Annotated in this window: 6 protein-coding genes; 1 reads left to right on the top strand and 5 read right to left on the bottom strand. The window is 61.2% G+C overall.

Going from position 1 to position 10,985, the window contains the following annotated elements:
• Positions 1-21: 21 nt before the first annotated feature.
• The 3 genes from JIN84_RS06800 to JIN84_RS06810 form a co-directional block, all read right to left on the bottom strand.
• On the bottom strand, positions 22-2,199 hold the full coding sequence (locus JIN84_RS06800; RefSeq protein WP_200350278.1) for a TonB-dependent siderophore receptor: 2,178 nt from the start codon (positions 2,197-2,199) through the stop codon (positions 22-24).
• 33 nt (positions 2,200-2,232) lie between these two features.
• Positions 2,233-3,144 (bottom strand): helix-turn-helix domain-containing protein, encoded by a 912-nt coding sequence (locus tag JIN84_RS23355; RefSeq protein ID WP_200350279.1) that lies wholly within the window; start codon positions 3,142-3,144, stop codon positions 2,233-2,235.
• 490 nt (positions 3,145-3,634) lie between these two features.
• Positions 3,635-4,471 (bottom strand): TerC family protein, encoded by an 837-nt coding sequence (locus JIN84_RS06810; protein ID WP_200350280.1) that lies wholly within the window; start codon positions 4,469-4,471, stop codon positions 3,635-3,637.
• Positions 4,472-4,630: 159 nt separating this feature from the next.
• On the opposite strand from JIN84_RS06810, the gene JIN84_RS06815 reads away from it, so the two are divergent.
• Complete coding sequence (locus JIN84_RS06815; protein ID WP_200350281.1) at positions 4,631-6,484, top strand: DNA topoisomerase IV subunit B; 1,854 nt, start codon at positions 4,631-4,633, stop codon at positions 6,482-6,484.
• Positions 6,485-6,502: 18 nt separating this feature from the next.
• Here the strand turns inward: JIN84_RS06815 and JIN84_RS06820 are convergent, their stop codons facing one another.
• Together JIN84_RS06820 and JIN84_RS06825 are read right to left on the bottom strand one after the other, a co-directional pair.
• Positions 6,503-8,443, bottom strand: a complete 1,941-nt coding sequence (locus JIN84_RS06820) for a hypothetical protein (RefSeq protein ID WP_200350282.1) — start codon at positions 8,441-8,443, stop codon at positions 6,503-6,505.
• On the bottom strand, positions 8,440-10,833 hold the full coding sequence (locus JIN84_RS06825; protein ID WP_200350283.1) for an RNA polymerase sigma factor: 2,394 nt from the start codon (positions 10,831-10,833) through the stop codon (positions 8,440-8,442). The genes JIN84_RS06820 and JIN84_RS06825 overlap by 4 nt, the downstream gene beginning before the upstream one ends.
• Positions 10,834-10,985 lie beyond the last annotated feature (152 nt).

Genomic DNA, 10,985 nt, shown 5'->3' on the forward strand with positions numbered 1-10,985 from the left:
TCCAAGGACGGAACCGATGGTTCACCAGTGATATGCCACCGAGAGATTCACCGAATTTCCGGCGGTCTTGTTGTATTGATACTCGGTGTCGATCCATTCCACCGTGTCGAAGACGTTGTTCACATTCAGCGCGTAGGTCCACGGTCCGCTGACGTAGCGTGCCGCCAGGTCAAGCACGGTGTAGTCGCTGTTCTTCCTCGCGGTATCCGAACTCGAGGAATAACTCGTCCCCACGTAGCGCACGCCGCCGCCGAGGATGAGCCCTTTCAGCGTGCCGTCCCGGAACGTATAGTTCAGCCAGGTGGAAGCGGACTTCTCAGGAGTGAGACCGGGGGTGTTTCCTTCATCCCCATCCTCGCTTTCGGTGATTTCCACATCACCAAGGGTGGTGTTCACCAGAAGGTCGAGATTGTCGGTGATTCCGAGATTCCCCTCGAACTCGATGCCGCGCGAACGCCATTCACCGGATGCCTCGTAGTAGGCGGCATCCGCGGGATTGGAGGTCAGCACGTTGCTCTGGGTGATGTCATACAACGACAGCGTGGCTCCACCGCGGAAGTTTTTCGGCGCGTATTTGAGGCCGATCTCATACTGTGTTCCCTCGGTGGGATCGAAAGTATTTCCGGAGATGTCGAGCCCGGAGTTCGGGTAAAACGAACTGGAAACGCTGGCATACGGAGCAAGGCCGTTGTCGGCCAGATAGGTCAGCCCCGCACGACCGGTGAAGGCGCTGTCGTCCTGACCGCTGCGGAAATCAGGGGTTCCGCTCAGCGTGCGCTCCTTCACTTCGGTTTCCGCCCAGTCATGGCGGCCGCTCAGGGTGACCACCCATTTCGAGTCGAACTTGATCTGGTCCTGGAGATATAGCCCGTATTGGGTGGATTTCTGATAGCTGTCGGACTGTAGGCTGGTGGGACGCTGGATCGGCTGGCCGTAGTCCGGATCGGAGATGTCGATGCTGCCGACCGGATCATCATAATAGACGGTGTCCGCGCTGGCCCAGGAATAGTCAAAGCCGCCCAACAAGGTTTGCTCCACCCGGCTGCCGCGGATCTTGTATTCAAGCTGGCTGTCGATCCCGAGCGAGAGCGAGTCGCTGTCCCAGATGGAAGCGGTGCGGTCCATGATGGTGGTGGGGTTGCCACTTCCATCATCCTGATAGCCCATGGAGTTCAAATACTTGTCCTGGACGTTGTAACTGGACGCGCGCAGGTTCTGGCGGAATGCGAGATCCCGGCTGATGCGGTGCTCCAACTGATAGTTGAGATTGAGGATGTCATTTTCCTCGTAGTCCCATTTTCCGTAACCAAAGGCCTTCACATTCGTGGGGCTGCCGTCCGGAGCGGAGGCATAACTCGGGGTCTGCGTGCTTTCCCCGTGGAAATAGCTCACCCGGAAGTCGATCTTCGTGTCCGGCGAGATTTTCCACGTGAGCGCGGGCGCGATGTAGTAGCGGCTGGCATCCACCGGGAATCCGTTGCTGTCCTCCTGGCTGTCCCTGAACAGTCCGGTGAGACGATAGAGCACCGAGCCGTCCGCAGTGAGCGGCGAACCGACGTCCAAGGTGGCCTCGTAGGATTCATGGGTGCCGATCTCCGCCGCGACCTCGCCGAACGCAGTCTCCTTCGGGCGCTTGCTGATCGCGTTGATGACGCCGCCCGCCACGGATTGGCCGTAAAGAACCGAGCTGGGCCCTTTGATGACCTCCACCCGTTCGAGGCCGAAGATTTCGGGAAATTCGTAGTTCTGCAGACGCAGGCCGTCGAGATAACGGCTGTTGAAGGCATCGAACCCGCGGATGTTCACCCAATCGTAACCACGCGGGTCCTGGCCGTAGGCTTCGGTGGAGGTGCCGGCGGTATAGCGCAGGGCCTCCGCCACACCCTGGGCATTCCGGGTGACGATCTGGTCCTCGGTGATGACGGAAATCGACTGCGGGGTTTCGAGGAGGGGTGTGGTGGTCTTGGTGCCGACGGTGCTGTTCTCGTTGTTATAGTCGAGGATCCGCGCGTCGCCATCACGGCTCGCGGTGACGGTCAGGGTGTCGAGCACCGTGGAGCCGTCGGCATTGGTTTTTGGCGCGGCCTCCTGTGCCTGGACAAGTCCGATACAGGCGGCGGTGCCGACCAGCAGCGGTAGACCCGGTTGGATTCTGGAAAACCTCCATGGGCGGATGAAGCGGTTGGGAGCGGGTTTCATGGTGTGTTCGATATCTCGGTTGATGGGTGATTTTCAGCCGCGTTTGCGGGCGAGCCATTTGCTGGGCGACTCACCGGCTTCCTCACGGAAGGCTTTTGCGAAATGGCTGAGGCTCTGGTAGCCGACTTCGAGCGCCACCTCGGTGACGTTCATTTTCCCCGAGTCCAGTGCCTCGCATGCCCGCTCGATGCGGATGCGGCGCAGGTGGCGCTGGAGGGTATCCCCTGTCTCGCTGCTGACCCGGCGGGAAAGATGGTGGGGCGCGACGCCGACCTCCTTCGCCAGCGAGGTGAGGTCCAGCGGCTGGTCGAGCCGTTCGCGGAGCAGGTGGATGGCGCGCTTCACAGGATCGCGGTCGCGGATCGCGGAGCAGAAGCTGCTACCTCCATCGCCAGGCTTGGCACGGAACAACCGCACCGCGGCCCATTCAAGCACACGGGCTTCCGCCAGCAGGCGGCTGGGTCCGGCCTCCTGGGCCGCTTGGGCAAGGGCTTCGCATAGATCGCGCTCCCATACACCCATCAGTCCACAGAAGGCGACCGAACCCCCGTCACGCAGCCATTTCCCGAGTTCGGGATGCAGCCAGTCCATGTTCTTGCCCAGCCGTTCCCGCAGCCACTCGCGGGAAATCACAATGACCTCCAAGGTGTGCATGCCGGGATAACGCACACAGGACCACTCTCCCGCCTTGCCTCCACCGGTCATGGCGTACATGCCGGGTTTTAGAATGAAACGGTCTTTTTCCCCCCACACCAGTCCGCTGCCCTCCCGATTGAGCCACAGCCAGATGGCCCCCTCCGACGAGACTTTCCACCTCCAGCCTCCGGAAACAATCCGCCCGGCCACGCGCCCGCAGCGCAGGTCGTTGGCTTCCCCCCACCACATTTCCGAGATGGGTTTTTCGATTTTCTCCCCGGTTCTGGCCGGAGCGGCAGACTCGCTCACGGCGACTTCTATTGAAACCGAGTCTCAATAGCAAGTACATCTTTCCTTTGAACAGTCACACTGTGAGGATCGGGCTCGGCCCGCCAGACCAGGTTGCATTGCAAGTCCCACGATCACCAACAAAACTCCCAACGGGATGGTGAAGAGCGTGCTCAGAAATCTGTTTACCCAGGTAAAATGTTCCGCCGAACTTCCGGCTTCATCGATCACGATTTCGACGACCTCATCCAATCGAGGCTTCCTGCTGGATTCATAACCAGAGGTGAACCGTATGATGCCGGCAGGACCTTCAAATTGAATTTCAGGAGCATAATTCACTCCGTCGCCCTCTCTCTCCTTGAACCCGACAATAACGCCCTTCCCTCTGGTCCACGTCCTCCGCTTCCACCAGGAGAACTCATGCGCCACGCCCAATGCGAGAACGGTCCCCCCGATCACAATGAAGCAAACCTTGACAATTAGAAACATCATCGGCTCCCGGTATTGTCGATCACCCATTCCCGCCACCTTTGAGCCGGTGCGCCAGCACCGGAACGATGAAGATCAGCAGGGTGAGCACCGAGGTTCCCAAGTCGAAATAATGGCTTGCCAGGAAAGAGTGGAATGCGTCGCCCGCCGAGGATAGAGCTGGAGACTTCGCCGCGAGGTAGGCGTGGAAATCGTTGGTTTTATCAAGGAAATGGCGCGGCACGCTGAGCACCAGCTTGATGCCCAGGATTCCGATCACCACGAACGCGCACGTTTCCAAAAACGGATAGCGGTGCATCAGCTTCACGAATCCCGTGGCGGCGAAGCGCATCGCGAGGATGCCCAGGAAAACGCCGGTGCAGACGAGCACGAGCTTCGATGGCATCGGATACATTTTCACGTAAGCGATCGCGGCGACGACGTTGTCGATGGAGAACGCCAGATCCATGACCTCCACCGCCGCAACCGTCGCCCAGAACGGGCCGAGAAGGCCGATGGTGCAGCGGTAAAGCAGGTTGCCCTCCGCCGCGACGGCTTCCGCCCCCTCTTCCTCCACGGACTTGTGTTTGGAAAAATGGCTCCAGGCCAGCCATAGCAGATAAATCCCGCCCAGCGGTTCCAGCCACCAGATCGTGATGAGCCATGCCGCCAGCGCGAGGCACAGCCCCCGGAACGCGTAAGCTCCGATGATGCCATACTTCAGGGCCTTCCCCCGCTGTTCCTCGGGGAGACGCATCACCATCGTCGCCAGCACGGCCGCGTTGTCCACCGATAGAACGCCCTCGATGATCACCAGAATGAGAATCACCATCAAACCCGCGACGGGGTCCGGTCCGAGAATATTGTAGGTCCAGTCCATGAAATTGCTCCGGGGACGCTGGGCGAGGCACCCCTCACTGGCAACGTGAAATTCCACCGGATCCATCCGTACGCCGGAAAACGCCCCGGAATTCCGGGTCACACCCGTCCTTGCACCCCGTCCGGCAACCGTTTAGGACTCCCGAAGCAACTTTCATCCATGGCCGCGAACTACACCGAAGACGACATCAAATCACTCGATTGGCGCGAACACATCCGCATGCGTCCCGGCATGTACATCGGCAAGCTCGGTGATGGCTCGTCTCCGGACGACGGTCTCTACATCCTGCTCAAGGAGGCGGTGGACAACTCCATCGACGAGCACATCATGGGCTTCGGCAAGGAAGTGCGCGTGGAAATCGACGAGGAAGGCCGCGTGGAGGTGCGCGACTTCGGTCGTGGGATTCCACTTGGAAAACTCTTCGACTGCGCCGCGCAGATCAACACCGGCGCGAAGTATGACAGCGAGGCGTTCAAGAAATCCGTCGGTCTGAACGGCGTCGGCATCAAGGCGGTGAACGCGCTTTCCACCTTCTTCGAAATCCAGGCGTGGCGCGATGGCGAGACGAAGGCTCTCGAGTTCTCCAAGGGCCAGCTCACGGTGGACATGAAAAACCCGCGCCGCGACGACGGGGTGAACGGCACCCGCCTCGCCTTCGAACTGGACCGCACGATTTTCCCGGCGAAAGCGAAGTTCAAGGAAGCGTTCGTCGAAAAGATGTGCCGCTACTACTCCTACCTGAACCCGGCGCTCACCATCAATTTCAACGGCAGGAAATTCCGCTCGAAGGACGGCCTGCTCGACCTGCTGCGGGAGGAAATGGAGAACGAGGCGCTCTATCCGCCGATCCACCTCGTGGGCAAGGACATCGAGATCGCCTTCACCCACACTCCGGAGAGCGGGGAGGAATACTATACCTTCGTCAACGGACAGAACACGTCCCAGGGCGGCACCCACCTCGCGGCCTTCCGCGAGGCGCTGGTGACGGTCATCCGCGGATTCTACAAGAAACAATACGAGCCGTCCGACATCCGCGCCGGCATCGAGGCCGCCGTCTGCGTGCGGATCATGGAACCGGTCTTCGAGTCCCAGACCAAGACCAAGCTCGGCTCCACCGGCATCTCGCCGGACGGCGAGTCGCTGCGCACCTTCGTCGGGAACTTCCTCAAGACGAATCTCGACAACTACCTGCACAAGCACCCGCAGGTGGCCGAGGCGATCCAGAAGCGCATCCTCTCCGCCGAACGCGAGCGCAAGGACCTGAAAGGCATCCAGAAACTCGCGCGCGAACGCTCGAAACAGGCGAAGGTCCACAACAAGAAGCTCCGCGACTGCCGCGTCCGCTTCGACAGCAAGCACAAGCGCCGCGAGGAATCCACCCTCTTCATCACCGAGGGTGACTCGGCCTCCGGTTCCATCACGAAAAGCCGCGACGTGGAGACACAGGCGGTCTTCTCGCTGCGGGGCAAACCTCTCAACACCTACAGCCTGCCGCGCAAGATCGTGTATGAAAACGAGGAGTTCGCCCTGCTCCAGGCCGCGCTCAACATCGAGGATGGCATTGAATACCTGAGATATAACAAGGTCGTCATCGCCACCGATGCCGATGTGGACGGCATGCACATCCGCCTGCTGCTGCTCACGTTCTTCCTCCAGTTCTTCCCGGAGATGATCCGCGACGGACACTTGTATATTCTGCAAACACCGCTCTTCCGCGTCCGCAACAAGAAGGAGACCATCTATTGCTACGATGAGGAAGAACGGAAGAAGGCCATGGCGAAACTCGGCAAAGCCGCCGAGATCACCCGCTTCAAGGGCCTCGGGGAAATCTCGCCGGACGAATTCAGCTTCATGATCGGCCCGGACATGCGCCTGGACCACGTGGAGTATGAGGAAGGCAAGGGAGTGAAGGAGCTGCTCGCCTTCTACATGGGCAAGAACACCCCGGACCGGCAGGACTACATCATCGAGAACCTGCGCGAGGACGTGGACAAGCAGGTGCAGGTGGCGTGAAAATACATCGGCCTCCCTCTATTTGGCATTCCGGCGCAACATATCCAGCACCTTTGTCTCCTTGTCAAAGTCACCTTGAAAAAGCTGGTCGTAGGAAGTTCCGGGCAACCGTTCGAGCCAGCTTTTCCAATCCCCTCCGGTTTGGGCGAGGCGGATCAGGCACGATGTCTTGATCTGCCTGGTTTTTTGAACGGGCAGGTTGGCTGTGGCGAGAAACTCCAACACCTTCACCGGGTCGGAACCGCCCTGGATGCTCAGCAGTTCCAGTTCCGCCATTTTCCGGGCCTCGCCCTCGGGCAAGCGCGTCAGCCAGACTTGGCTCGCGGCAGGATCATAGGGTGCCCATAACCGGATCACGCCCACGGCGTCATCCGTCGAGACCGGCTTATCCAACAATCTTCCGGCAGCCGCGGCGGGATCGATTTCGAACTCTTTTTGAAAGATCCTCGAACCCGGCGATGTCGGATCGGTCGACCGCACAGGCTCCGTGAGGACTTCGAGATCCGGCCAGTAGCGTTGGAGATTCCCCACCACCCGGTTCCCGAACCTGAGGTGGGGCGGATAAATGGCACCAAAGGATGAGGCGGGGACGAGTTTTGCCAGAGCCGCCGCTTTCTCAGGAAAAAAACGTACCGCTCGTTCTGCGAGACTGACGAGCGGGAACCGCCCCCACCCGAGCGCGTCCAGGGCTTCCCGGGGATCCTGGTGCCGCCGCAGTTCCGCCAACCATAAGTCACAAGCGGCCGCCGGATCATCGCCGTAGGGTGTCACCGATTCCGACGCCCTGCCTTCCGGCAAAGGAAGGGCGAGTTCCGCAGCCAGGGTTTCGCTCCCCTCAGGGTTGATTGCATGTAGCGACCGGAGGAAGGTCGCGGCGGACTCCGGATCGATGGCAGCCTGCTTGCGGATGAAACGTCTGGCCTCCTCGGGCTCGTGCTTGATGGAATGAAAGAGCATCTCCGCGTGATTGGCACCCTCCTCGTCCGTCTCCATCGCCCATGCCATCGCGGTTTCCGGGTCGGCAAGCTGCCAGAGCCTCAGGACTCTGGTGAAATCCGTATTAGTCATCACCCGGCGCAATTCGGGGTTCGCGGCGATGACCTTCGCTGTTCCTGCCGGGTTCCGGTTGAGACCGATCCGGAGGATGCTCTCCAACCGGAGCTCGTAATGATTCTCCGCTCCGGGATCGAGGAAATCCGTGATGAAGCCAATGGCGGAGGGCGCGTCGCGGCAGGCCCAGACCTCCGCAACTCCGCCAGCGACCTTGAGACGCTCGGAGGGCGCGAGCTTCATCACCGCGCCAGCGGCGGCGGAAGGATCCCGCCGGGACCATGAGGAGAGGATCGCACCGAGTGGCGAACCCGACTTCATGCCGCCCTCGTCCGAGCCGCAGGATGCGTGAACGGGCGCGGGCATGGTGGAGAACCGCTCCAAGGTGCCCGCCGGGTCACGCCATGCCAAAGTGCGCATGACACCGATGGAAAGAGGTTCGAGATTCCTGCGTTCCAAATTCTTCCACACCGCCTCGGGATTCGCTTCAGCGAAGGCTGCATAGGCACCGGGTTCATCGGCCACGGGCCGGGCCGCCCGCACCGCCAGTTCCTCGGTCGCCAGCAGATACGTGACGTTCCGCATGTCCCGCCGGACCCTCACCCATGCTTCCTTGTCCACGTGCTTGGGGGTGATGGATTCCAAATCCCTGACCGTCGCCGTCCTGGCGAAGTCCTGCCAGATGCCAGCCCATTCTCCGGTCGGGCGGGTCTGGAATTGCTCTTCAACCTGGGCCACCGTGAGCCGCCGGGGTTCGTCGGTTCCCGGGGAGGGCCGGCTGGCGCGGTGGTGACTCACAGGCGGTTCTTCCACCGGCGGGGCGTTACGGTGTTTCGACAGATAAAAAGTAACACCCCATGTGACGATGAAACAGGCGGCAGGGATCAGCAGCGGACGAAAAATTTTCATGGCGTGAGTTGTTTGATGGATTGGCGGATCTTCAGGACCTCTTCCTCCGGTCGATTTTGGTAATAGGGTTCGATCCCGGCGGCGATCACCTCCCGATCCTCCTTCGGAAGGGCCTTGAGCGAAGGCATGGCTCTCACGGTGTCGGCACCCAGGGCATGGAAAGCCAGTTCAGGCAGCATTTCCCTGCGCTTTGCGGCTGATGCCATCGAAACGATTTCCAACGACTCGTCCAACTCTCCCCCGGCCAGACATTTGTTGAATGCCAGTTGTCCGAGCACCTGATCGGCAGACGAAGGAGGCATTTTCGACAGCAGCTCCTTCGCCGAGCCAGCGACCAGCTTCTCCCGGACCTTTTCCACCAAAGTCCACAGCGCCATCCGCCGCACCTCCAGGTCGCCGTCTTCAAGCAGGGGGACCACGGCGGCGGGATCGCCGGTGACTTTTTCCGTATCCAGCATGATATCCGCTCCGCCAGCCCATCGGATGGCTGCAACGGGGTCTTTTTCCAACCAGGAGTTGAGAACCGCCCTCGCGAGTCCGAGATTTCCCTCCCGTGAGCGAATCCGGAGGGAGATATCCTGCAGCGCGTCCAGCGCACGCTGGGGATCTTCCTTGCCGACGGAGGAAAGGGCGGAGGCCACCGCGGAGGATTCTCCGCCCAGGGTTCCATCCAGCGACCTGACAATATCGATCAAGCGCCATGGATCGCTGCCCGCCAGGCTCCGGGATACAGCCAGATAAATCGCCTCGCGGTCGGGGCCGGGCGGAGCGGACCGCAACTTCCGGATGGCCGCCTCCGGGTCGCTGCCCATGAGCGCCACCATCTCGTTCTCCAAGGCTCGGAAACGAACCAAGCCGGGCGGGAGACCGGAGGATTTCGGTGGATGGTTCCTGTAAATGAAAGAGAGCACCTCCGCCCGTAGTTGCGGCCACGGGATGAGCTCCGCCCGCGCTGCTGCGGCGGCGGGATCCTGATTCACGAGGATTTCAAAAGCCCGGGAAATCCTCTCCCCATCCTCGTAAGCGGGCGGCGTTTTTGAATTCCCGTTCAAGAACATGGCAAGCACCTGCTCGGCTTCCGCGAGCGATGCCGGAAGATTCTCCCCCCGTTGTTCCTCCAAGGCCCATGCGACGCGCGGAAACCTCGCGGCGAGAAAATCACCGGCAGGCTCATCCACCGATCTGATGATCGAGACCTGGTCCCGGACCGACAGCGCCCCGTAGGCGGTCGCCGCGGCGGAAGGGTCTGACGCGCACCATACGTTGAAAACCTCCTGCACGTCTCCCAAGCCCCGCCGGTTCCGCTCGCGGGTGATTGCGAAACTGAACGCACCCTCGGGGTCGATTTCCGCCCAACGCCGCAGGGCCATATTGCGTGCGGTGCCGAAATGATCCCCTCCTTCACCTTCAAGGGACACATAGTCATCCTCGTCGATGATGGCCTGCAGGTCGGACACTTTGGCGGTTGGAAGAAACTCCACCAAGGGAGCGAAGCGTCCGGCCTGGATGGTTTCCAACACTTCGTCCAACGAGCGCGTGACACTCGCGGGGCGGGGTGCGAGAGCTTCGCCATCGTTTTTTGAAACCATCTTCATCTCCGCCGCCCTCGAACGCGAGGAGAGGGAGCGCGTCTCGGGTGGAGGAGAAATCGCCTTCACTTCCGGCTGCCATCCCGCCGCTCCTCCCGCAAGAACGAGCACGGCGCAGGCACCCAGCTTCATTCCTGAAAACGCACCCGCCATGCCACCGGTGGCGGACTGATATTTCAACGCTGCGGCAGCGACCTGTTCCGCAGCGGGCATCGCCTGGCTTTTCACATTCGTTGCGGCAAGGGCGGCGGCGATGACTCCCGCCGTCCGTGCTCCGCCAAGTCCCTGACCCAGGCGGACGAGCGCGCGCTCCACCCGTTTCTGGCAGGCGGCCTCGGATTTGCCCACCGCCGCCGCCATCCGCCGGTAGTCCTCACCACCGCAGCAGTGGCGTAGAACGAGTTCGCGGTCGAGCTCGGGAAGCTTGTTGAGAGCTTCGTCCAGCCGGTCATAGATTTCAGGACGGTGCATCGGCGGGGTGTCGGGTTCGGGTTTGACGGGCAGGCGGGAAAGCCGGGTTTCCTTACGGGCGAGCGCCGAGGCTTCGAAACAGGCGGTGCGGTGCAGCCATGCCCGCAGCCGCTCGGGATGGCGGGAGACCACACCCGCCTTCGCCGCGAGCCGGGCGAAGGCGTGTTGGGATGCCTCCTCGGCCAGCGCGGCCGAACCGAGGCGCCGGAGCGCGACATGGAACACCAGGGGCAGGTACCGCCGGACGATCTCCGTGAAGGCGGCGTTGTTCCGCGTATCGCGGAAATCGTTCAGCAAGGTGCCGTCGTCGGATTCGGAATGGTCTGACATGATGTTTTCTACCAACATACGTCGCGAAACCGGCGCTCCCACGACAGCTATTTTCAAAAAACGAAAAGTGGACGCTTGGTCAGGGCCGGTGCCGGACTTGCGGAAAAGCAGGAGCAACCCATCCAACCTATCCGTCGGGTGACGGTTTTGAC

Origin of the sequence: Luteolibacter yonseiensis, assembly GCF_016595465.1 — a bacterium.
GTDB classification, from domain to species: domain Bacteria; phylum Verrucomicrobiota; class Verrucomicrobiia; order Verrucomicrobiales; family Akkermansiaceae; genus Luteolibacter; species Luteolibacter yonseiensis.